This is a genomic window from Elusimicrobium minutum Pei191 (genome assembly GCF_000020145.1).
Lineage (GTDB): Bacteria > Elusimicrobiota > Elusimicrobia > Elusimicrobiales > Elusimicrobiaceae > Elusimicrobium > Elusimicrobium minutum.
The window spans coordinates 242,997-267,206 of the sequence record NC_010644.1; the positions used below are offsets into that span (position 1 = coordinate 242,997).

19 protein-coding genes, 1 tRNA gene, 1 pseudogene and 1 CRISPR repeat array are annotated in these 24,210 nt (G+C 37.2%); of the genes and pseudogenes, 16 read left to right on the forward strand and 5 right to left on the reverse strand.

The genetic code is table 11. The annotated features are described in order from the left end of the window. The first annotated feature begins 5 nt into the window (after positions 1-5). The 6 genes and pseudogenes from EMIN_RS01150 to EMIN_RS09650 all read left to right on the forward strand — a co-directional run. A complete protein-coding gene (locus EMIN_RS01150; RefSeq protein ID WP_012414403.1) occupies positions 6-2,669 on the forward strand; it encodes a restriction endonuclease in 2,664 nt (887 codons plus the stop codon). A 568-nt stretch (positions 2,670-3,237) separates the two neighbouring features. After that, positions 3,238-4,422 (forward strand): hypothetical protein, encoded by a 1,185-nt coding sequence (locus EMIN_RS01155; protein ID WP_012414404.1) that lies wholly within the window; start codon positions 3,238-3,240, stop codon positions 4,420-4,422. A 194-nt stretch (positions 4,423-4,616) separates the two neighbouring features. Continuing rightward, positions 4,617-5,687, forward strand: coding sequence for a hypothetical protein (locus EMIN_RS01160; protein WP_012414405.1), 1,071 nt, complete (start codon positions 4,617-4,619; stop codon positions 5,685-5,687). Then, positions 5,687-5,851, forward strand: a complete 165-nt coding sequence (locus EMIN_RS08820) for a hypothetical protein (protein WP_012414406.1) — start codon at positions 5,687-5,689, stop codon at positions 5,849-5,851. Before EMIN_RS01160 ends, EMIN_RS08820 begins: the two co-directional genes overlap by 1 nt. A gap of 56 nt (positions 5,852-5,907) precedes the next feature. Then, a complete protein-coding gene (locus EMIN_RS01165) occupies positions 5,908-6,087 on the forward strand; it encodes a helix-turn-helix domain-containing protein (RefSeq protein WP_012414407.1) in 180 nt (59 codons plus the stop codon). Between the two features lie 8 nt (positions 6,088-6,095). Then, positions 6,096-7,127: pseudogene (locus tag EMIN_RS09650) on the forward strand (recombinase family protein); the annotation flags it as partial. A 477-nt stretch (positions 7,128-7,604) separates the two neighbouring features. Here the strand turns inward: EMIN_RS09650 and EMIN_RS01170 are convergent. Both EMIN_RS01170 and EMIN_RS01175 read right to left on the reverse strand, forming a co-directional pair. Next, positions 7,605-7,688 (reverse strand) — tRNA-Leu (locus EMIN_RS01170). A 76-nt stretch (positions 7,689-7,764) separates the two neighbouring features. Then, entirely contained in the window at positions 7,765-9,690 is a 1,926-nt protein-coding gene (locus EMIN_RS01175) for an N-acetylmuramoyl-L-alanine amidase family protein (RefSeq protein WP_012414409.1), read from the reverse strand. A gap of 25 nt (positions 9,691-9,715) precedes the next feature. Here EMIN_RS01175 and EMIN_RS01180 point away from each other — a divergent pair, with 25 nt between their 5' ends. The 6 genes from EMIN_RS01180 to EMIN_RS01205 all read left to right on the forward strand — a co-directional run bounded on the left by EMIN_RS01180 (position 9,716) and on the right by EMIN_RS01205 (position 14,758). Next, the gene (locus EMIN_RS01180) at positions 9,716-10,462 is read left to right on the forward strand and encodes a Nif3-like dinuclear metal center hexameric protein (protein WP_012414410.1); all 747 of its coding nucleotides are present in this window, start codon (positions 9,716-9,718) and stop codon (positions 10,460-10,462) included. A gap of 13 nt (positions 10,463-10,475) precedes the next feature. Beyond that, positions 10,476-11,711: a M20 family metallo-hydrolase gene (locus EMIN_RS01185; RefSeq protein WP_012414411.1), complete on the forward strand. Its 1,236-nt coding sequence runs from the start codon at positions 10,476-10,478 to the stop codon at positions 11,709-11,711. A 17-nt stretch (positions 11,712-11,728) separates the two neighbouring features. Further along, complete coding sequence (locus EMIN_RS01190; RefSeq protein ID WP_012414412.1) at positions 11,729-12,184, forward strand: type II secretion system protein; 456 nt, start codon at positions 11,729-11,731, stop codon at positions 12,182-12,184. After that, entirely contained in the window at positions 12,184-12,966 is a 783-nt protein-coding gene (locus EMIN_RS01195; RefSeq protein WP_012414413.1) for a prepilin peptidase, read from the forward strand. The genes EMIN_RS01190 and EMIN_RS01195 overlap by 1 nt, the downstream gene beginning before the upstream one ends. Before the next feature lie 8 nt (positions 12,967-12,974). Further along, positions 12,975-13,808, forward strand: a complete 834-nt coding sequence (locus EMIN_RS01200; RefSeq protein WP_012414414.1) for a hypothetical protein — start codon at positions 12,975-12,977, stop codon at positions 13,806-13,808. Positions 13,809-13,882: 74 nt separating this feature from the next. After that, positions 13,883-14,758 carry a hypothetical protein gene (locus tag EMIN_RS01205; RefSeq protein ID WP_012414415.1) on the forward strand — a complete coding sequence of 292 codons (876 nt, stop codon included), beginning with the start codon at positions 13,883-13,885 and terminating at the stop codon, positions 14,756-14,758. A 137-nt stretch (positions 14,759-14,895) separates the two neighbouring features. Here the strand turns inward: EMIN_RS01205 and EMIN_RS01210 are convergent, their stop codons facing one another. The 3 genes from EMIN_RS01210 to EMIN_RS01220 form a co-directional block, all read right to left on the reverse strand. Continuing rightward, positions 14,896-15,159: a hypothetical protein gene (locus EMIN_RS01210; protein WP_012414416.1), complete on the reverse strand. Its 264-nt coding sequence runs from the start codon at positions 15,157-15,159 to the stop codon at positions 14,896-14,898. Between the two features lie 557 nt (positions 15,160-15,716). Beyond that, the gene (locus EMIN_RS01215) at positions 15,717-16,454 is read right to left on the reverse strand and encodes a hypothetical protein (RefSeq protein ID WP_012414417.1); all 738 of its coding nucleotides are present in this window, start codon (positions 16,452-16,454) and stop codon (positions 15,717-15,719) included. Positions 16,455-16,899: 445 nt separating this feature from the next. Next, the gene (locus EMIN_RS01220) at positions 16,900-17,529 is read right to left on the reverse strand and encodes a hypothetical protein (protein ID WP_012414418.1); all 630 of its coding nucleotides are present in this window, start codon (positions 17,527-17,529) and stop codon (positions 16,900-16,902) included. Between the two features lie 117 nt (positions 17,530-17,646). Here EMIN_RS01220 and EMIN_RS01225 point away from each other — a divergent pair, with 117 nt between their 5' ends. The 4 genes from EMIN_RS01225 to cas2 all read left to right on the forward strand — a co-directional run bounded on the left by EMIN_RS01225 (position 17,647) and on the right by cas2 (position 22,932). Next, the gene (locus EMIN_RS01225; RefSeq protein ID WP_012414419.1) at positions 17,647-17,826 is read left to right on the forward strand and encodes a hypothetical protein; all 180 of its coding nucleotides are present in this window, start codon (positions 17,647-17,649) and stop codon (positions 17,824-17,826) included. 296 nt (positions 17,827-18,122) lie between these two features. After that, positions 18,123-21,710: a type II CRISPR RNA-guided endonuclease Cas9 gene (gene cas9 / locus EMIN_RS01230; RefSeq protein ID WP_012414420.1), complete on the forward strand. Its 3,588-nt coding sequence runs from the start codon at positions 18,123-18,125 to the stop codon at positions 21,708-21,710. 2 nt (positions 21,711-21,712) lie between these two features. Beyond that, a complete protein-coding gene (cas1, locus tag EMIN_RS01235; RefSeq protein ID WP_012414421.1) occupies positions 21,713-22,609 on the forward strand; it encodes a type II CRISPR-associated endonuclease Cas1 in 897 nt (298 codons plus the stop codon). Beyond that, the gene (gene cas2 / locus EMIN_RS01240; RefSeq protein WP_012414422.1) at positions 22,606-22,932 is read left to right on the forward strand and encodes a CRISPR-associated endonuclease Cas2; all 327 of its coding nucleotides are present in this window, start codon (positions 22,606-22,608) and stop codon (positions 22,930-22,932) included. The genes cas1 and cas2 overlap by 4 nt, the downstream gene beginning before the upstream one ends. A 211-nt stretch (positions 22,933-23,143) precedes the next feature. Beyond that, positions 23,144-24,036: a CRISPR direct-repeat array (repeat unit 36 nt; unit sequence ATTCTATAAAATCAATTCTCGGAGGGCAACCCTAAC). The last annotated feature ends 174 nt before the right edge of the window (positions 24,037-24,210 follow it).

A 24,210-nucleotide genomic window follows, 5' to 3' on the forward strand; every position in this document is an offset into this window, starting at 1 on the left:
TACTTATGAAACTACATTTTGATGCTAAGCAGCCGTACCAGCAAGACGCTATGCGGGCTATAATAGACGTGTTTAAAGGGCAACCTATAAATAATGGGGACTTTGAAGCGTCTTTTGGTGGCGTGGATGGGCTGGCACTATCTATAATGGGTGTTAAGAATAATATTGTACTTTCAGAAGAACAAATTTTAAAAAATGTGTGTGAAGTGCAAGAAAAAAATGGCCTAGATATTGCCACTAAACTGGAAGGGCTAAACTTCACCATAGAAATGGAAACAGGTACAGGTAAAACCTATGTTTACCTTAGAACCATTTATGAGCTGAACAAACAGTACGGCTTTAAAAAATTTGTGATTGTGGTGCCCAGCATAGCCATAAAAGAAGGTGTGTTAAAAAACCTGGAAATTACGCATGAGCACTTCCAAGGTTTGTATGAAAACACTTCAGTAAAATTTCAGGTTTACGACTCTGCTAAAGTATCTGCCCTGCGTGGGTTTGCTGATAGTAATAACATTGAAATACTTGTTATAAACATAGACTCATTTGCCAAGGATGAAAACGTTGTAAATAATGAAAACGATAAACTGACTGGCAAAAAACCAATAGAGTTTATTCAGGCTACTAACCCCATAGTTATTGTGGACGAACCGCAAAATATGGAAACTGAAATACGTAAGCGTGCCATAGCAAGACTTAACCCTGCTTGCACGTTAAGATACTCCGCCACGCATAAAAACATGTATAACCTGCTTTATAGTTTGGACCCTGTTAAAGCCTATGACCTAGGGCTTGTTAAACAGATAGAAGTGGATAGCGTGATAACAGAAAACGACCATAACAGGGCATTTATTGAACTGGTGGAATTTAAACAAAATAAAAACAGTGTGTTGGCTAAAGTTAAGATTGAGTGTGAGAGCCCCTCTGGCGTTAAGTCAAAGGTGGTAACCATAGGCGCAGATGAAAAGTATGACCTCTACCAACTTTCTGGACAGCGTGAAATATACAAAGATAATTTTGTGCCAATATCTTTAGACGCTGGGGAAGGCTTTGTGGAGTTTGGCAATGGCTTAAGAGTATCTCTGGGACAAAGCAACAGCCAAGTGAAAGATGACATAATGAAAACGCAGATAGAGCGCACCATAGCCGAACATTTAGCCAAAGAAAAACAACTGCGCCCACAAGGCATTAAAGTATTGTCTTTGTTTTTTATTGATAGAGTGGCAAACTATAGGGCCTGGGATGAAAGTGGAAACATTGTGGAAGGCAAAATACACAAATGGTTTGAAGAAATTTATAAAAATATTGTCAGTAAATCTGGCAATAGCAACATTATGAGCCAGGATATAAAAGAGATACATAATGGCTATTTCTCCCAAGATAAAAAGGGACACCTGAAAGACTCCTCAGAGAGCAGGGAAACAAAAGACGATGCTGATACATACCAGCTTATTATGAAAGATAAGGAACGCTTGCTGGATGTTAATAATCCCCTGCGCTTTATATTTAGCCACTCTGCCCTTAGGGAAGGCTGGGACAACCCTAATGTGTTTCAGATATGCACGTTAAATGAAACCAGGTCTGAAATGAAAAAGAGGCAAGAAATAGGCCGTGGATTACGCCTTGCTGTTAATGCAGATGGTATGCGAATTTATGACAAAAGTATAAATAAACTAACAGTTGTAGCTAACGAAACTTATGCCGATTTTTCCGCAAACTTACAAAAAGAAATAGAAGATGATTGCGGTGTGGCCTTCCAGGGTAGGATTAAAGATAAAAGAGCAAGAAAGAAGGTGGGCCTTAAGAAAGGATTTGAACTGGATGCTAAATTTATTGAACTCTGGGACAAGATTAAACACAAAACTACGTATAAGGTGGACTATGACTCCCAGGACCTTATAAAAGCCGCAGGAAAGGCCTTGAGGGACCTGGAAACAGAGATAAAAGCCCCTATCATCAGAACTGTTAAAACTGGCGTCAATATAACTAGCGAAGGCGTATTTGGGACCGTTAAAGGCAGCACAACAAAGGCTATGGCAGCTGGTTTTGAGATACCTAATATCATTGACTATATACAAAGCAGGCTTAGCTCCAAATTAACCCGTAAAACTATATTGGAAATTATCAAGGCCTCTGGCAGGATGGAGGATGTATTAAAGAACCCACAAATGTTTTTAGACCTAGCTATAGGCAAAATAAACAATGTAATGAATGAGCTTATGGTAGACGGCATTAAATATGAAAAGATAGCAGGGCAAGAATGGCAGATGCTTTTGTTTAAGGAACAGGAGATAGAGTCTTATATTGAAAACCTGTACCCTATCAAGAACCAGGATAAGACAATAGCGGATAGCATTGTTATTGATTCCTTATCCAGCCCCGAGCGTCAGTTTGCCGAAGATTGCGAGAATAATGATAACGTGGACTTTTTTATAAAACTACCCGACTGGTTTAAAATAAGAACGCCAATGGGCACTTATAATCCAGACTGGGCGTTAATCTACAAAAATGATAAGAGGATATACTTTGTAGCAGAAACAAAATCTACCCTATCACTGGATAGATTGCGAACGGAAGAGCAGTTAAAAATAAAGTGTGGTAAGGCACATTTTAAAGACTTTAAAGATGTTGAATTTAAGCACGTTACGAAAGTGGGTGATTTAATTTCTTAAGTGTGCATAAGATACCCAGAATACCAGAATACGCTATAAACCATAAAAACCGAAAATAACGCTATTTTTGCTTAACAACAGCCATAACCAGCGGAATGAGCAAACAACCAGCGAAAAGGTAAAATTACCCAAAAATAGTATATATGACAGGCAGGGGGAGGGGGTATAGAGCATAATCCCGCTGGTAAAAACAAGGGTGGGGTACCCCACCCCCCTACCCCCACCCTATCCAAATGGCTTGTTTATTTTTGAATGCTACCTCAAAAAATCTGGCACGAAAATTTTATAATTTTTTCACAGTTTTCCTCGTTCATTGTATACAACACTTCCAATCCCCACAAACCCGTATTTTTTGACATGATTATCGTCGTGTAAGCTATATAGTCACCTTGTAAAATTGTTAACCTCAAATGCCATATGCTAAAGTCCCAAAAATGACCACTTGAATAAAAAACACCGTCATTTGCGGCCCTTAACCGTTGTTTATGTAGACACCCTTATTGCATTCTCTTTTTCAAAATAATTTATAATTTGTTATGGTTATCCAATCATTCTGGAGGTTGTGGAAATGGCAAAGCAAAAAGAAGAAATAGGGGTGTTTAAAAAGGTGGCGGTTTTTCCTAGAAGAATTATTAAACATGTTGGCAAATATTACCCATTTGACCCTGATAATCCTTCAGGCTCCCTTTGGGAAATGGAGCTATATCTGGCATTGCTAATTGTTTCCAAGGATAATCTGTACCCTTATCTTTCTTTTCCGTACGATTTGTTAATGAGGGATTTTAAAAGATATCTATATCATATGTTAGCAACTCGGCTTCTTTCTGTTACCGTGGCTACTCAGTTTGTTGCTAAGACTTATGCCGAGCTTGAAAAATATAAAAAAGAGGGGGGACCGACAGAAAAGATTGTCCACATCTGGTATAAAGACAAATATTATTTTATGGACTTCTTGGACAGATACCTTAGAGCGTATGAAAAAGGAGTATTTGACGGAGAGTATAATAGTAAAAATTATAGTACTAAATTAAGTTTGCGAGCAACAGTTAATCTCCTCAAGGCATACAGTAAAGTGCATGGAAGTAAATTTACCTTGAGGCCAGAATGGGAAGATATAGATGGTAAACTTTTGAAGGTTGACCCCAGAAGTAGGGTAATGACAGATTTGTTGTTACTGGAAAATAAAAGGTTAATTTCCATTAGCAGAGTGAGTGCAGATGATTTTGAGGAGTGGTGCAAACCTCGTATTGTAATGGTTAAGGATATGAAAATAAGAGCTAACATAGAGCTGCTTAAACCTATTGAAGAAATTGAGAAAGAAATTTTTGAGGTTAAGGCAGAAAAAGGGTTCCTCGGGCTAGTTGTAAATGAAGAGAACGAAGTTTTTTATAATGGCACAAAGATTAAAGCATTTTCATCCTCGGCAGAGCAACAAATAGGCTTATTAAAACTTCTTATATCCAAAAAAGGTGTTGCCGCTACCAGAGAGGCAGTATACTCTGCTTTGGGTTATACTATGAAAAGCAAAAAAGCTCCCAAACGCCATAATGAATATGATGATGGCTATGATGAAATAGAAGGTACATATAAACGTGGTCCCAAAATAAACAAAAGAGAGGCGTTTAGAGATAGATTAAAAAAACTTATAAAAGAGGTTCAGTCTAAACTTCCCGACGGTAGTGTGATAATTAAGAACACAGAAAAAGAAGGTGTTTTTATAGTTTCAGGGGAGACCAAGGTATCCCATAAGTAACATTTAAGTTCTAGCTATACAATAGACCGTTTAAGGATAAAACCTTAAGCGGTTTTTTTATTGTATCCCTGTCAAATCTCCCCGTTTTCCTCCCTCTTTTTTAGAGGGAAAAGTGATTTTTGTTCCCACTAGTTGAATTGGTTTCTTTTCCTTACTGCTTCGCACAAAGCGAAAGCCAGTAAGGAGCCACAACAATGGACAGAATCAAAATAGCAGTACCAGTAGCAGAAGTAAAAGAATTATACACGGGAGCAATAACGGCCTTGCAAGATAACAGAGATAAAGGCCCCGCAATACAGCCCGTTTTTAGAGACTATAGTTGGTGCGGATATATAATGATTGATATTTGCGTGCCTAAAAGTTTGTTTCATAATAGCTTGGAGGAGCATACAGATAGATGTTTAAACTGTTTGATTGAACTTATAAGAATTGAAGCACGGGAATCTAATGGGCTGGAAATATCACATGACGCTATAAAATTTGCTGAAGTCTGGTATCTTGAGTACGGCAAAAATATAGTTATTCCCAAAAGACACTCCATGCATGCTTGTCTAGACAAAATTGCCTTGACACTTGCAGGGCAACACCCAACCCTTTCCAAGGTTAAATATTATTCTAGGGTGGGTAATAATGGCTATCAGGTGGGGCTCCACACAAAAGAATATGAAATTTGTGCCTACGATAAGACCACAGCCGCTATCTATAATGGCACAGGGAACGATAAGGAGATTTTCAAAGACTTGTTAGATAGGCACAATTTACAAGTTTTAAGGGTGGAAGTTAAATTATTCAAGAGCAAGTATATTAAAAAGCATTTAGGGAAGTTGAAATATATGCACAGCTTCAAATTATTTGACTTGTTTAATTCCATCCTTGAACAGCGAGCCCTAAAGCATTTTTGGGCAGCGATTGAGGATGCTCTACCTAAAGTAAAATACTCCAAAGTGGCCTTGATAAAGCAAATAGATGCTGCTGCCAAGAACGATGTCAGTATTAACGATATTATTTTTAAAGTAGGCATGGATTATTTAGAGCACTCTTTGGGGAGGACGGTATTAAAACAGCTTTTAGTACCAACCTCAGCCAAGATAAAAGGTAAGGCAAGAGAATCACAACATAGCACGTTGTTGAAGAAGCGGAAGGAAATACAGAAAAAATTCAAGACCAAAAAGTTTTATATTGCCAGTAGAATAAATAACTATCTTAATGAGTTTAAACCCATTTGGATAGACAAGGAAAATGACGACATTGAGGGGGTAATGTGATGAGCACTAGCCTCCCTGAAAATGCAAACTCTACGCAAAAAGCCATATTCAAAGATTATGGTGTAGTGGTAACGGAAGAAGAAGCCTTTGAAATTAAAAGAAGTCTTATCGGTTTAATCAGGTTGCTTGACAAAGTTGACCGAGAGCTGGGGCCAGAATCATAATATAAGCAATAAAAAACCTTGACTAGCGGTGTATTCTATTGTAAACTATTGTTAATATGAAAAACACACAATTTTTTACCATAGAAGAGGTTGCAGAACTTCTTAAAGTCAGTGAAATGACTATATACCGCTATATCAAGGCCAGGAAACTTACCGCCTACAAATTAGGGCGAAAGGCTTACCGTATAAACAATACCGACTTAAAAGCCTTCTTAAATAAAGTAAAAACAAAATAGGAACTTTTATGAAAAATTATATAGCGAAAAAAGCAGTCATTTTATCAAGAGTATCAAGCTCTTCACAAGAAGACGGGCAATCTCTGGACGCTCAGCTTGAAAAAACACGTGAATATAGCAAACAAAAAGCTTTTAAAGTATTGAAAGAATACAGGATAATAGAGTCTTCTACAAGAGGTAATCGTACAGAGTTTAATGAAATGTTGGATTTTGTTAAAGCACAAAAAGAAGCTATTGCAATAATTGTTTATAACGTAGACCGTATGCAAAGAAGATTTAATGAGTCTGTATCTTTGGAGCCTCTTATAAAAAAAGGGAAATTAGAGCTGCATTTTGTAACTACGGGGCTAGTACTTCATAAAGATTCCCCTGCAAGTGACTTTATGGTCTGGGATTTTAATGTTGTGGGTGCAAGGTCTTATGTGCTAATGCTTTCGGAAAGCACAAAACGTGGGGTGTCTCGCAAAATTTCTCTTGGACAGCTTCCAGGACGTGCTCCTATTGGATATAAGAACATAGGCACAGGTAAGAACAAGACTATTGTTATAGATGAGCTTATCGCTCCCATACTAAAAGAGGTATTTGAAATGCACGCTACTGGCAACTACTCATTATTAGAGCTTGTGAGGGTATTTAACCAGAAGTGCAAGGAAATAGGCTGTGGTAAAAAAACGTCTAAAAATCCTTTATGGCGTGCCTTTCGCAATCCTTTTTACTATGGGGTAATGAAAATAAAAGGACTGGAGTTCCCGCATATTTATGAACCATTAATTACTAAAGAACTATTTGATAGAAACCAAGCCGTAATAAGAGGACATAAAAGGCAGAATACAAAATGTGCCTGTAAAGAAAACGTGTTTAGGGGTATAGTTAAATGTAAAGATTGCGGAACTATTATAAGCCCTTATACCAAAGATAGAAAGGTTAAAAATGGTATTAACCAGCACTCTTATTTAAGATGCTCAAGATATCAGGCAAATAAAAACGGGGTTGAATGCCACGCCGAAAACGTAGCAGAAGAAAGTGCATTGAAACAAGTTAAAGCAGAAATCTCTAAGTTGTGCATAGGCCCTAGCCTTGCTGAAGATATGCTTAATGACCTAGACTCCTTTGGTAAAGAGGCAGTTAATATTAAACAACGTGCAGAACAAAATATAAGAACTCGTTTAACAGCAATAAACACACAGCGTGATAATCTGTTTTCTAAAAACGCCTCTGGCCTGATAAAGGATGATTATTTAGACCAACAGCTTAAAAAACTCAAGCAAGAGGAAGAGCTGTTAAACGCCAAGATAAATAATAGTGCACAAGAGACAGCACAGTCAATATTTGATATGAAGAGGGTGGTTAAGCTTACAGAGCAACTGCCTAGAATATTTGAGCGTTCGCAAATAAACCATAAGGGTTTAATTTTGAAGACTATTTTTGCGAACGTACTTTTGAATGGTAAAACCCTTGAATTTACCTATACAAAACCCTTCCAAGTAATCTCGGAAGGGTCATTGTGTTCCAAAACTTACCGGGAGTGGGAATCGAACCCGCACGGCCTTGCGGCCAATGGTTTTTGAGACCATCCTGTCTACCAGTTCCAGCATCCCGGCGTTAAATTTTTTTAATTAAAAATCTTTTAAAACGTACATCTATTTTAGCAAATTTTAATACTTTAACAAATTAAAACTATTTTGCTTGAGCGGCGGATTTTGCCATAATAGGTTTTTTAACCTGCGTGTTTTTGGTAATTTTCTTTTTATGCCTGTATACCTTTGGCTTTGTGGCCGCGGTGGCGGGCTCGTCAATTTTTACATTATAAAAATTCAAAATACCTTCGTAGATAGCTTTAACAAAAGCCTGGCGGGTTTTGTCGTTTCGCACCATTTCTTCCTGGTTGGGGTACATTAAAAAGGCGTTTTCCGTCAGCACAGCGGGCAGTTGGGGTGTGCGCACAACATAAAAATCACCGGGCCAGGTGCCCATATTGGGCAGTTTTACATTTTTAACAAAACCTTTTGTTATATCCTCAGCAAGTTTTTTGCTGTGTTCATGGAAATAATAAACTGTAAATCCCCTTTCTTTTGAAAGCGGGTTGGCGCCTACAGGTAAAGCGTTGTGGTGTATGCTTACAAAAATATGCGCTCCGCTTTTTAAAGCCGCCGCAGCTCTTTGCTGCAGGGAAGTTTGTTCAGTTTCGTTTTTACTCATAATAACTTCCGCTCCCGTTTTTGCAAGAAGACTGGCCAGCTCTTTGGCGGTTTGCATATTAACTTCGTATTCCAAAAGGCCTGTAGGGCCGATGGCGCCGTCATAGTCGGGCTTCCTTCTGGGGGAATGGCCCGGGTCAAGCATAATTTTAGCGCCTGCCAATGGTTTGCCCGGCTGCGGGTTTAAAAAAGGTTTATGCATAAGCTCTAAAACAAGGTTGCCTTTTTCGTCATATGCGTAATCATAACCCCAAAGGATTTGGCCTTCCGCATAATTTAAATTAAATTTTATTGTAGTGTCATCAATAATTTCAAAAACTATATTGTTAACCAAAGTGCTTATAGGGTCTTCAATAACAGGGATATTGTAATCGGTATAAAAGAAAGTCATGTTAAATGACGTCGGCCCGCTTTCAGTAAGTACGGGTACAATATTTTTGCCGTAAAAGGTAATTCTTGTTTTTGTTGTAAGATCTTCCGTTGTAACGGTTTCTATTTTATTAAGCGAAGGTGTTTTTCTTACCGGCCTTACTTTTGATTCCTCTATCCACCCGCTGTGTTTTTCACCTAAGCGTACACGGTACATTCCTTCGTACAAACCGTCTATTACTATATTACCGTACATATTATAAAAAGGATATAAGCTTCCTTTTTTTACCGCTTGATTTCTTATGCGGCTTCCTGGGGCCTTTATTTCAGCAGTTACAAAATCTTTAGGTTCCAATATTTTTAGCCTGCCCGGGGCGACAGCTCTGTTTTTTGTGCCGGTGGGCTCATGGAATATTCTGTAAGTAATTTTTGCGGCTTTAGCTTGGTCTTTGTCTGTAATAATATAAAACGCTTGGTAAAAACCGGATTCAACTTCTTTAAGCTCAATATTTTTTGCTTCTTTTAAACCGGAAATCGCCGCGGTTACCGAAGAGCCGGGCATTCCAAAGGCGGAAAGCTCTATTTTATCGCCGGGTACAGCCCAAATATCCGTTTGCGGTTTTATTGTTTTTATTTCAAAAGAGGCTTCTTTAAATTCCTTTATTTTTACTCCGTCTACATTAACGGTTCTGGTTGCTTGATGTTTTACAACGCCGTCGTCTGTTTCAATATTAAAAGTAAACTTACCTTCCTCGATGGGTAAAAAAGCTAAAAATCCGCCTGTTTTATAAACGGGAACAGGTACATTGTTTATTGTAAGAGCCGCCTTGGGGTTGCTTATGTTTCCAAAAATAAAAGTTGCTTTTGTACCCATCGGAATGTACATATTTTCATGAGGATACTCAACTGAAATCGGGTAAACCGTTTCGGGGTTTTTCTCCCTCAGCGGCAAGTTGGCCGCCACAGGGACGTCTTGCGCATATGAAAGCGCCGCCGATATAAGCAATAAGAATGCAAAAAAATAGTTTCTTTTCATATCAATAAAATGATAGCATAATCATATGGTTACTAGAAACTCCATAATTGATTATATAAATGACTATTTGGGTTCCGCGCTTATTAAGGATGCGTCCCAAAACGGCTTGCAGGTTGAAGGGAGGGAAAATATACGTAAAATAGTATTTGGCGTGTCGGCCAACCTTGAATTTTTTAAAAAAGCGGCCGCCGCTAAAGCCGATATGGTTATTACCCATCATGGTTTGCTTTGGTCCCAAAATCCTGCCGTAACAGGCATTTTTAAAAAAAGGATAGAGTTTTTAATTAAGCATGATATAAATCTTGCCTCCTGGCATTTGCCGTTGGATATGCACGCTGTTTTAGGCAATAACGCGCAGATGGTAAAGAAACTTGGGGTAAAAAACATAAAGTCTTTTGGCGTTTATCACGGCGTAAAGATAGGTTTTATGGGGCTGCTCCCCAAAGAAATGACTCTTAAGGAAGTTGAAAGCAAATTTGCCGTAAAGCCTAATTTGGTTTTCAATTTCGGCAAGAGTAAAAATAAAATCGTTGCTATAATTTCAGGCGGCGGGTATGATATGTTTGAACAAGCCGTTGACGCAGGGGCGGATTTGTTTATAACCGGCAGTTCCGAAGAATTTGTGCAGGAAATTGCCAGAGAAGGAAAAATAAACTACATGGCGCTTGGCCACTATAATTCTGAAGTGTACGGCGTAAAAGCGCTTATGGGACTTGTGGGTAAAAAATTTAAAGTCAGCACGGAATTTATAGACGTGGCTAACCCTATCTGAGAGGAGAATTAATATGAGCATTAAGGAAATTTTAAAAAAAATTGACGGTTCAAAACAATTTGTTATCGATATGCAAAAAGGTTTAACTGCTATACCGGCGCTTTCACCCACGTTGCCCGGTGGCGAAGGGGAATATGATAAAGCGGTTTATTTGGAAAGTGTTTTGAAGAAAATGAAATTTGACGAAGTTTACCGTTTGGACTGCCCGGACAAAAAAGCTAAAAACGGCGTAAGACCCAACATTATAGCCAAGTATTACGGCAAAGATAAAACAAAAAACTTTTGGGTTATGGCGCACATGGACATTGTGTCCCCCGGCGATTTAAGCCTTTGGAAAACGGACCCTTATAAAGCGGAAGTAAAGGGGGATTTAATTTACGGCCGCGGAACTGAAGATAACCAGCAAGGTCTTATCTCAGGTTTGGTAGCCGTTAAAGCTATGATGGACCTTGGCATAAGGCCCGATATTAATTTTAGTTTTATTTTTAACGCTGACGAAGAAACAGGCAGCGCGTACGGTATAGGACATATCGTAAAAAAGCATTTTAAAATTTTCGGTAAAAATGACTGTGTTATGGTGCCGGACGGCGGCAACAAGGAAGGCACTCAGGTTGAAGTGGCTGAAAAATCTATTTGCTGGCTTAAATTTAAGGTGTTCGGCAAGCAGTTCCACGCCTCAATGCCGGAAAGCGGAAATAATGCCCATAGAGCGGGTGCTAACTTAATAGTAGCGCTTGATGAAGCTTTGCATAAAAAATTTAATAAGAAAGACAAAATGTTCGCGCCTTCGGTAAGCACGTTTGAGCCTACAAAAAAGGAGTCAAATGTTGACAGCATTAACATTTTGCCCGGTGAGGACGTTTTTTATTTTGACTGCCGTATCCTGCCTGTTTATAAAGTTGAACAGGTTATGAAAGAGGTTAACGCCGTAGTTAAAAAAATCAGCCAGAAATTTAAAACAAAAATTACCGTTGAGGTAGTTCAAAATGAAAGCTCTATACCCACTAACCCTAAGGCTGAAATTGTTAAAGCCACTGTAAATGCCGTTAAACTTGTTTATAAAAACAACCCCAAAGTTGTAGGTATAGGCGGGGGCACAGTGTCCGCGTTTTTAAGAAACAAAGGCGTTCCTTGTGTTGTATACTCGAAGCTGCTTGAAACGCTGCACAGCCCGAATGAATGTTCAAGTATTAAGAATACTTTGGGCGACGCTAAAGTATTCGCTCATATGGCAATGACTTTAAAATAGTTTGTAAAGAGTTGGTTATGAAACAGAAAATATTTGTAAATACAGTAAAAACTTTGCGCGGGAATTTATGCTCGCGCAAAGGTTTTTCTAAGGTTGAGGCGCTTTGCGCTGTAATAATAGTTATTTTTTTAATAGGTATAAGCGTGCCTAAATTTATTTCTCTTCACAATGAGTGCCAAGAAGGCAACACTAACTATAACCTGGCAAGGCTAAGAAGCGCCATAGCCGCTTACTACGGCAATAATAAAGGCACATATCCTACGGATAATTTGCAGTCTTTAATACCTGTGTATATTGAAAGTATTCCTTTTGCCAAAGTAAAAGGCCATAAAAAATCAAACATGGTAAGCACAGAGTTTACGGGCAAAGGCGGCTGGTATTATATAAACGATAAAAATGACCCTGCCTGGGGTGAAGTTAAAATTAATCTTGACGGCGCTGATTCCAGCGGCGTTGACTGGCGGAATCACTAGTGGATATATTTATAATAATTATTGCCGTTTTATTCGGCCTTATAATAGGAAGTTTTTTAAACGTTTGCATATGCAGAATACCCGAAGGCAAAAGCGTTGCTTTCCCGCCTTCGCACTGTCCTAAGTGCAACGTTAAAATAAAATGGTATGACAATGTGCCCGTGCTGTCTTATATTATTTTATGCGCCAAGTGCAGACATTGTAAGGAAAAAATTTCATGGCAATACCCTGTTGTGGAGCTTTTAACTGGGCTGCTTACGGGATTATTTGTTTACAGGTATGGTATTACAATATGGACAGGCGTTGTTCTTGTTGTGGTATACAGCCTTATAATATCTTCCGTAATTGATATTAAAATAATGATTATACCTGACAGGTTTTCAATAGGACTTATTGTTTGGGGTCTTGCGTTTTTTTGGTGTAATCCTAACTTTAGCGGAACAACTTTACAAATGTTTGGGCAAAGTTTATTGGGCGCGGCAGTGGGTTTTGGCGGGCTTTTGGCGGTTGCTTTGCTGGGGTACGCTTTGTTTAGGAAAGAAGCTATGGGCGGCGGCGACATTAAACTTATGGGCGGGGTAGGCGCCTTGCTCGGGTGGCAGGGTGTTATAACTACTTTGGTTATAGCCTGTTTAATAGGACTTGTTTATTCTATTTTTTTAATGGTTACCAAACGCGCCGACAAAGGTTCCGCAATTCCGTTCGGTCCGTTTTTAAGCTTCGGCGCTTTAGTAAATTTGTTTTATTTTATATCGCCTTCTCTGTTTTTGATTAGATATTAGGAGAGCCTATGAAAAAAATAATTATATTAATTGTTTTTATTTGTGTCGTTACCGCGGGTTACGCGCAAAATTATTATTCAACAAGGTACCACAATAAATATTATTATGAGGAGGACGTTCATCCATACCGTTTGAGCGATCCTTTTTACATTCAAGACTTGGGTGTTATTGTTCTGGATACGACAGGGTGGGTTGGCAGGAATATACACGGCGATAAAGAAAGAAGATATGTCGCCAACCAGACATTAACTTTGGGTCTGGCTGACTGGTTTGTTTTAGGCGGCGGTATAAGCTATAAAAAGTATGACACTTTGCGCAACGGCAAGAATGAAAAAATTAAAGGGTTTCTTAACCCCTACGCCTTAGCTAAAATAAGGTTTTTAGATAAGCTCTTTAAAATAGATTTGCTGGGCAAAGTTACGTTTGACGCGTTTGACACTGTTGCCGAAGGCGGTATAGAATCAGGCACTCAAAAATACGAAGGGGAACTTTTGGCAGGCCCGAAATTTGAGAAACTTTCAATAGGCGCTAAAGCAATGTACGGATATTGGCGTAAAGGAACCGAAATTATAAACCCGGATAAAAATTATCAGTCAAACGTTGGCGGCGGAGCGATTGTTTCCGTAAGGCCGTTAAGTTTTTTTGATTTCGGCGGGGAAGCGGGATATATAGTTTACGATGTTGCTGAAACAAAAGATGAAAAAGAATTTTACTTTTCATTAAACGCGAATTTTGAGATTATAAAAGGCATTGTGCTTTTAGGCGCCTTTTATGATTTTCATAATCTTTCAAAAAATGAAGACTACCAGAATTTGGGTATACGATTTAAAGTAGCTATTTAAAAACCAGTAAAAATTCAAAAAAATAAACGATATCCCTTTTTTAGGGATATCGTTTTTAAAGAGGTAAAAAGAAAATGAAAAAGACTTTTATATTTTTGTCGGCGGTAATTTTATTGAATATAACCCTATTTGCGCAGGAAGGCGGCAAAAGCGGTTGGGAGCTGGAACTTAAAAGAATATCTTTAAATCTTACAAGCACAAGCGTTCAGCATGCCCAAAGATATGGAGGATTTGCTGATTCCAGACTTTCAGCTGACGGCCAGACTTTAATACAGGGGTATGGTAATTTATTTGCCGGTTATTACGCGGAAATGTTTTTGTGGTCTAATAATTTGGTGGCTGAATACGGCAGAACGGAAATCAGGCCCGCGGACGGTAGCCCGGCAACTAAGTCTGAAAATGTTGACAGAATTACAATTACAACAGACCTTGCTTACAGGCTTTGGGAGATTGAGGATTTTCTAGGCGGGTTTGAAGCCGGGCCTTTTGCTAATTTAGAATACCAAACAGAATTTACCACTGCTTCAAGCGGACACAGGAAGCAGGTAGGCAGAGCCAGAGGAGGGGCTAAATTATTTAAAGGAAAATATATAAGAGAGTTTTATTTAGCCGGCGTTTTGGAGGAAGATTTTACCATTACCCCATATTCAACCAACTTCGCCTGGGAAACCGGTTTAAGGCTTGAACATGAATTAAGAGATGGTGTTAAAGCGCTTTTTGACGCGTATTTTAGGGATTATGTTTATAGGAGTGATGAAAGAAATATTGACCTTGATTATGAAATAGGTATTGAGGCCCGCATGGACGTATTAGTTTATAAAAACTTAAGCGTTGCGCCGTTTATTAACTGGTATGCCGCGCAGGCCACCAACTTTGGCGGACTAGGTCAAAATTTATTTGTAGGCGTGTCATTTTCATTTAGCCGTTTGTTTATAGCCGCTGGCAAATAACAATTGATTTTAATTTAAAACCCCGCTTAGTTTAAAGCGGGGTTTTGTATTTAAGCGGGAAAAACCGGATAGACCAAAAATTCCAATATACTAAAAATACGGAGTCTGTAGTTTTGACAGCAAAATTTATTTGTTTGTTATTTAGTTTTTTTGCTTTTAAATAGCATCCTAATAATAACAAATAACAAAAACGCCAAAAGAAATGAGAAAAGAAAAATCCAACCAGTTTTTGCAAAGATTTCAAGTTCAGGATTGGGGACGGAAAGACATAAGGTTGCGCCGTTTTTGCCGATAGTGCATCGGTATTGCGAGGGGAAAAGGTAAAATCCTGCGAAAAATAAACCAACTGTTGCAATAATCCACAACCCAATAAAAACTATTATAGATTTAAAAAGTTTCATAATATATCCTCTTTTAATATTATAAGTATTTTTCGTACAAATGTGGCTGTGAAAAAGGCAAATAGAGAATTTTATGCTGTTTTATTCATGTTTTTGCCTTAAAGCACTATATAAAACTCTCTCATAGGAAAAGGTTAGGATATTCTGAAGAAAAATAAAAAATACCCGGGTTTAACGGTGATTTTCACCAAACTTGGGTATTAAATGGCGAGTACATAGTATTGGCAGCAAATGCTCTCTGTTTATATTTTTCAAAATTTTCGTATATCAGGGACTTTGCAGGAAATTTTAGCGTTTTGGGGCATTTTATGCAGATTTTTTAGATGATTTGCCGTATACAATGGAAAGAGATTCCCGTTAGAAAATAACAGCGAATTAATTCTTTTTATCAGGGATTTTTATAAAAAAAATATAAAAAGAGGTAATTAAAAATCAGTCTTTTTTAGACATATTTTGCGACATTGATCTTGAAAAACATTCTATTTTAGGCAAACTTTGCACGCTTTTGCAATTTTGCAACCTTGCACAATTATATCGGATAAAAAAGCATATATTTATTACTTTTGTATCCAATTATGGCTGTCATGCGCTTTCATAAAACTATATGCATCAGAAAGAACAGAATTCCATGCTTTTATGAATAATTCTTTATCAATAAATATATCTATCAAAGTTTCAAAATCTTTCTCATTGTCTCTTCGTATAGCAAAACGTAGCTTTCCGTTATTTTTTTGCCAAATAAATAGTTCTTCATGTGAGTAGTATTCAAAGTAAGCCTTGGCATCTTTGCCATCTTTAATATTTTTAAGAAAGCTATCCATAGAAGAAAACAAATGTTTTGTTTCCCAGGCTATATCTGCTATCCTTTCTGGACCGGCTGTAATTGTTAGTGCAATTACGATTACGTCATTACAAACAGGGTCGGCTTTGTTATCCTTACACTCTTGTTCATCTATCTTCCATAAAATCTTGAGTTCATTAGCCTGTTGTGGCTTGGAAGAGAATTCTGTGGGCATTTCATCAGGGGCGCGCCAACATCCATTTTCGAAATCTAAAGTCCAGCCATCATACATGATTATATGGTGGAGATGATGGAAGGTGCGAAAATCGTTCGTAAGCTTCTGATATATATTCCAATCACCATGGCAGATCATTTCCACCTTTTCCACATCAGGATTAGAAATGAAATCCTTTTTTAACTTTTCGTCGGATATCCCACCGTCATAAATTTGCCATCCGGCTTGTCCTTTATATTTAACAGCAAAAGTTTTTGTTTTATATGGAAATTCTTTCATGTTTTAATTCCGTTTTAGGTGTCTGTTAATTATTGGCGATAGAGTAATTCTGCAACACGACTATATAGCCGTCGAATTTCAAACAGTCTGCATCTTTTTCTTAATCATACATCGAGGTTAGCTCAACTGTTTTTGCATAAATTCTATGGACAATTTTATAATTATTAAATTATGGGGAGATGTGGTTTTCATACTGCTTATAAAGAGCCTTAATTTCTTTTACAACTCCTATTATTTTAAATAGCGGCTTTCTGTTATCGTAATGATTTTCGTAATAATAATCTATATCAAAGATAGCATATATAAATTTTCTATTCGTTTTGCAGCACGCCATTTTATATTGTCGCCAATTTTTTAAAGACTTCCCTTAGTTATTGTATTTGCCACTCTTCAACTAAAGCCATACATTTTTTCTTTTTTCAGAATTCATTTACCAATCTGCAATTTATAATATTTCAGTATTTAATAATTGAAGTTCTTTTTTTAATGACCAATTTTTGGTTTTTCCTTCCTTACTTATATACAATATCTTGTTATAAAGTAGGTAATACTTTAATTCAAGGAACTGGCTTAATGGGAATTGTGTGTTTGTAGCCCAATTTCCTCTAAATCCCAAAAGCCCGTATTCTTTAACAATAGCGTCAATTTGTGTTAGAATTACAGCTAAAAAAGCTTTGAAATTTACTATTTTGTCTAAAACTATTTTGTTATATTTTTCTTTTCCACTTTCGTCCTCATATAAACTTTTAATGATTATTCTAAGGTTTCTTCTCCTATGCCGTTCCAAGCTCCACGCGTAACCGCCTGGCTCATCTTCCCATATAAAAACAGAGTCGTCATTTGTAATTTTAGTATTTTTACCTTGTTTTGAAATTATATCCCATTCCGCAATAATACTTAATAGCCCTTCCAATAAATCCGTGATGGGAAAACACAAATAACTTATACTTGGAAAAATAACTTTCGTGTCACCTATTTTAAGATAGGCTTTTGAGCAACCAAACCCTTCAAGTTTATATTTGAATTCTATGTTTGTTTCAGTTTTAATTATAGGTTTTATCTTTTTAATTTTCATAACGAAATTTTATCAAAAAATAAGAAACATTATATTGTAATATTTATACGGCTGTTCTTAATCAGAAGAGAATGAAAAAATGCCAAATATAATACAATATAATCATATGGAAAACATATGAAAAATTTCCACCATGTCTTTATTTTCCCACAAATGATTTGCCACGATTTGTTTTTTGTAAGTTCTTATTATATCCCTTTTATTAAAATAGTAAAAAGACAAGCTTTACAGGAAGAGTTTGACGACGAAATAACCAACTCTAAGATAGCGCCGCCCACAAAAACCGAGCCAAACTAACTCTAACGGCTAAGGACGGCAAAGAAGTAATATTCAATGGAATTGCATCAGATATTTTCGCTTTTTAAATAGGGTCTACAACAGTATTGAAAAATTGTTAAAATACTGCAAAGCTGACACCGGTGTCTTAGGCATAGAAGATTTGGTGCACATTAAGAACAGGATAATAATACTTGAACACACTATGCTTATCATGGAACAAATAAACTCCCTCAATGCCAAAAAGGAATATAGAAGATATATCAGAAATATGCTTAAATGACTATAGATAAATAGAATTAATAAGGCGGGGGAATATGCAAAAAAATATAAATACCAAACAAAATCATATATATATTAAACAAGCTCAAAAAATAAAGGAAAAACTAGGGGATAAACCTTATCGCATAGGCTTGGATTTGGGCGTGGGGTCTATAGGTTTTGCAATAGTTTCCATGGAAGAAAACGATGGTAATGTCTTATTGCCGAAAGAAATAATAATGGTAGGAAGCAGGATTTTCAAAGCGTCCGCCGGGGCGGCAGATAGGAAATTATCACGAGGGCAAAGGAATAATCACAGGCACACCCGAGAAAGAATGCGGTATTTGTGGAAAGTTCTGGCGGAACAAAAATTAGCTTTGCCAGTTCCTGCCGATTTGGATAGGAAAGAAAACTCTTCAGAAGGGGAAACGTCAGCCAAACGATTTTTGGGAGACGTTTTGCAGAAAGATATATATGAGTTGAGAGTAAAATCTCTTGATGAAAGGCTTTCTTTACAGGAACTGGGCTATGTTTTATATCATATTGCAGGGCACAGAGGCTCGTCTGCCATAAGAACTTTTGAGAATGATTCAGAGGAAGCCCAAAAAGAAAATACCGAAAATAAAAAAATAGCAGGAAACATAAAAAGATTGATGGCAAAAAAGAATTATAGAACATACGGCGAGTATCTATATAAAGAATTTTTTGAAAACAAAGAAAAACATAAGCGGGAAAAAATAAGCAACGCAGCGAATAATCATAAATTCTCCCCCACAAGGGATTTGGTGATTAAAGAAGCGGAGGCTATATTAAAAAAACAAGCCGGGAAGGATGGTTTTCATAAAGAATTAACAGAAGAATATATTGAAAAGCTTACAAAAGCAATTGGTTATGAGTCGGAAAAACTAATCCCGGAAAGTGGTTTCTGCCCTTATTTAAAAGACGAAAAACGCTTGCCTGCATCTCATAAATTAAATGAAGAACGCAGACTTTGGGAAACACTAAACAACGCAAGATACTCTGACCCCATAGTTGATATAGTAACGGGCGAAATTACAGGATATTACGAAAAGCAATTCACCAAAGAACAAAAGCAAAAACTGTTTGATTATCTGTTAACCGGGAGTGAACTTACGCCGGCCCAAACAAAAAAACTGCTTGGGCTAAAAAATACAAACTTCGAAGATATCATTTTACAAGGCAGAGATAAAAAAGCACAAAAAATAAAAGGTTATAAATTAATCAAATTGGAAAGCATGCCCTTCTGGGCAAGATTATCTGAGGCGCAGCAAGACAGTTTCCTTTACGATTGGAACTCCTGCCCTGATGAAAAACTGTTGACCGAAAAACTTTCAAACGAATATCACTTAACAGAGGAAGAAATCGATAATGCGTTTAATGAAATTGTATTGTCTTCTTCCTACGCGCCGCTTGGCAAGAGTGCCATGCTCATAATTTTAGAAAAAATTAAAAATGATTTATCTTATACGGAAGCTGTGGAAGAAGCCTTAAAAGAAGGAAAATTAACCAAAGAAAAACAAGCGATAAAAGACAGGCTACCATATTATGGCGCGGTACTCCAGGAAAGCACGCAAAAAATAATTGCAAAAGGCTTCTCCCCGCAATTTAAAGATAAAGGCTATAAAACCCCACATACAAATAAATATGAACTGGAGTATGGGAGGATAGCCAATCCCGTCGTTCACCAAACTTTGAATGAACTTCGCAAATTGGTTAATGAAATTATAGATATTTTAGGGAAGAAACCCTGCGAAATAGGTCTGGAAACCGCCAGAGAACTAAAAAAATCCGCCGAAGACAGGTCGAAACTTAGCCGTGAGCAAAACGATAATGAAAGCAACAGAAATAGAATTTATGAAATTTATATAAGACCTCAGCAGCAGGTGATAATTACAAGAAGAGAAAACCCACGAAATTATATTTTGAAATTTGAATTATTGGAGGAACAAAAAAGCCAATGCCCATTTTGTGGGGGACAAATAAGCCCTAATGATATTATTAATAACCAAGCCGATATAGAACACTTATTCCCCATTGCCGAAAGCGAAGACAACGGCAGGAATAACCTTGTAATTTCCCACAGCGCTTGCAATGCCGATAAGGCAAAACGTTCCCCGTGGGCCGCGTTTGCTTCGGCAGCAAAAGACAGCAAGTATGACTATAACAGAATACTTTCTAATGTAAAAGAAAACATTCCGCATAAAGCATGGCGTTTTAATCAGGGTGCTTTTGAAAAGTTTATAGAAAATAAACCAATGGCTGCCAGGTTTAAAACGGATAACTCTTATATTTCAAAAGTCGCGCATAAATATCTTGCCTGTTTGTTTGAAAAGCCCAATATAATCTGCGTAAAAGGCTCTCTAACAGCGCAGTTACGTATGGCGTGGGGACTGCAGGGGTTAATGATACCTTTTGCCAAACAGCTGATTACCGAGAAAGAGTCGGAGAGCTTTAATAAGGATGTAAACAGCAATAAAAAAATAAGACTGGACAACAGACATCACGCGTTAGACGCTATCGTTATCGCGTACGCTTCGAGAGGATACGGCAATCTGCTAAATAAAATGGCCGGTAAGGATTATAAAATTAATTATAGCGAGCGCAATTGGCTTTCTAAAATTTTATTACCTCCTAATAATATTGTCTGGGAAAATATTGATGCTGATTTAGAAAGTTTTGAGAGTTCGGTAAAAACTGCGCTTAAAAACGCCTTTATCAGTGTTAAACATGACCATAGTGATAACGGCGAGCTTGTAAAAGGAACTATGTATAAAATTTTCTACTCGGAAAGGGGATATACTTTAACAACATATAAAAAATTAAGTGCTTTAAAATTAACAGATCCCCAAAAGAAGAAAACCCCGAAAGATTTTTTAGAAACGGCTCTTTTAAAATTTAAAGGCAGAGAGAGTGAGATGAAAAATGAGAAAATAAAATCTGCCATTGAGAATAATAAAAGATTATTTGATGTTATACAAGATAACTTGGAAAAAGCGAAAAAGCTTCTGGAAGAAGAAAATGAAAAGTCAAAGGCGGAAGGAAAAAAAGAAAAGAATATTAATGATGCGAGTATATATCAAAAAGCTATTTCTTTATCCGGCGATAAATATGTGCAGCTTTCCAAGAAAGAGCCCGGTAAATTTTTTGCTATTTCTAAGCCCACGCCTACAACTACCGGATACGGTTACGATACGGGCGACAGTTTATGCGTGGATTTATATTATGATAATAAAGGCAAACTCTGCGGAGAAATTATAAGGAAAATTGACGCACAGCAAAAGAACCCTTTGAAATATAAAGAACAGGGATTTACTTTGTTTGAAAGGATTTATGGCGGGGATATTTTAGAGGTTGATTTTGATATCCACAGTGATAAAAACTCTTTTAGAAACAATACCGGCTCTGCGCCAGAAAATAGAGTTTTTATTAAAGTGGGAACATTTACCGAAATTACAAATAACAATATTCAAATATGGTTTGGCAATATAATAAAAAGTACCGGCGGGCAGGATGATTCATTTACTATAAACTCAATGCAGCAATACAATCCCCGTAAGCTTATTTTAAGTTCTTGCGGATTTATAAAATATCGTTCGCCGATATTAAAAAATAAAGAAGGTTAAAAATGTGGCGAGTTTTGGATATCCCCGGGGACGGGTACCATTTATGCGTAAAAAACAATAACTTCTCCGCAGTAAAAGACAGAGAGGAAAAACTGCATTGTTTATTTGACGATATAAACAGCATTATACTTTACGGTAATAATATTACCATTTCCAATACTTGCATACAAAAATGTTTAGAGCATAAAGTACCGGTCATCTTCTGCGATAAAACCTATAACCCCGCCGGAATGCTGCTTTCTTCTTTTACCACAAATATTTACGGACGCAGACTCCAGTTACAAATAAATGCCTCAAAACCACAAATAAAACAAGCCTGGCAACAAATAATCACAAGTAAGTTAAACAACCAAGCTGAGGTGTTAAAAAGATTTGACACGCTTAAGGCGGCGGAAACCATTTTTAATATGGCCCGCGAGGTGCGCTCTGGCGATGCTACTTTTAAAGAAGGTGTCGGCGCAAAGGTATATTTTGAAAATTTATTTAATGATTTTCATAGAAATACCGACGATAAGGATATTATAAATTCAGCGTTAAATTATGGCTATGCGATTGTTAGAAGTTCTATTGCGCGGGCGGTTGTTTCCGCCGGATTAAATCCCGCCATCGGTATTTTCCACAGTAAGAACCATAATCCGTTTTGTTTAATAGATGATTTGATAGAACCACTGCGTCCTCTTATAGATTTTATGGTAAAAAATAAATTGGATGTTTTGACGCAAGAGGAAAGTCTGTCGCCTTCGGCTAAAAAATATATGGCAAGCGTGATAGAAAGTAACTTGTATTTTGAGGATGGTGCCTTTAATCTTACGGCCGGGATACAAAAATATATCCAGTCGTATATCGCGTTTTTGGAAGAACGGGAAAACAGGATAATTTTCCCGGCAATTTTAAAATGATTTCACCTTATAAAACAATGTGGATTTTAATAGCCTTTGACCTTCCTGTAAAAACAAAAACCCAAATGAGAATTGCCAATAAATTTAGGCAAACGCTTAAAAATTCCGGTTTTATCATGCTGCAAAAATCTATTTACAGTTACTATGCTTTCAGCAAAGAAAGATGCGACATTATTGAAAAACAAATAAAGCAGATAGTACCCGATAATGGACACATCTGCTTTTTATTTTTTACGGACAGAATGTTTAAAATGACAAAACATTTTTACGGCAGGTTGAAAGTACAGGCCGAGCGGCCAGACTTTTTTGATACTCTTCTTTAAATTGAGGCTGGCTCCAATCGCCTTCTCGCCAATTTTTTAATACTTTACTAAAAAACTTCTTTGAACCAGTAAGCTGGCATTTTACGAAAAAACTCTTATTAGAGTTGCCCATTTTTTAAAAAATTTCTTAAAAATCCCCGAGATTTTAACTATATTTTAGTATTTTTTATAAAAAATAATTTAATTTTTTATACGGAAAATTGAGTTTAATATTCTATAAAATCAATTCTCGGAGGGCAACCCTAACCCTTTATTTCGGAGTACGGTGACACTATAATTCTATAAAATCAATTCTCGGAGGGCAACCCTAACATATTGTCCGCGGCAAAGGCAACCCGGAAAATTCTATAAAATCAATTCTCGGAGGGCAACCCTAACTCTGCTGCTCCTTATACATATCCAAATATTATTCTATAAAATCAATTCTCGGAGGGCAACCCTAACGCAAAAGTGTAATGGTCGCCGGAATTAACCATTCTATAAAATCAATTCTCGGAGGGCAACCCTAACACAATTACAGTATAACATTGACAGAACAACATTCTATAAAATCAATTCTCGGAGGGCAACCCTAACCTCTTATAGCATATATCCCCAACACCACTCATTCTATAAAATCAATTCTCGGAGGGCAACCCTAACAGGAACGAATCCAAAAACAGAACCAGGACTATTCTATAAAATCAATTCTCGGAGGGCAACCCTAACCTTAACGCCGGGCATATATTGTATTTCGTTATTCTATAAAATCAATTCTCGGAGGGCAACCCTAACATTAGTTACTGCATACACAACAGAAGATTTATTCTATAAAATCAATTCTCGGAGGGCAACCCTAACATGTAATCTTCCCTATATCGTCGCTTCAAAATTCTATAAAATCAATTCTCGGAGGGCAACCCTAACTCAAGGCTTAGAGGTATGGGAACTGGTTTTATTCTATAAATTCAATTCTCGGAGGGCAACCCTAACAGGGTATTGCTGTCTAAAGAGAGTGAAGACATTCTATAAAATCAATTCTCGGAGGGCAACCCTAACGAGTCAATAACTTGATATTGTACTCACAACATTCTATAAAATCAATTCTCGGAGGGCAACCCTAACCTTGGTACCGTGCACCGTTAATGAATATAGAATATCTCTTAACCGTTTTCAACGTTTAATAAACTTTCGCTACAGCCTTTAGCAAAAACTTAAGACATGTTAATCGTATGATTTTAGAAAACGGGTCAGACACTCCGCGCTTACAAGGCACTTTTAGAATGCTGTGCAAAACAA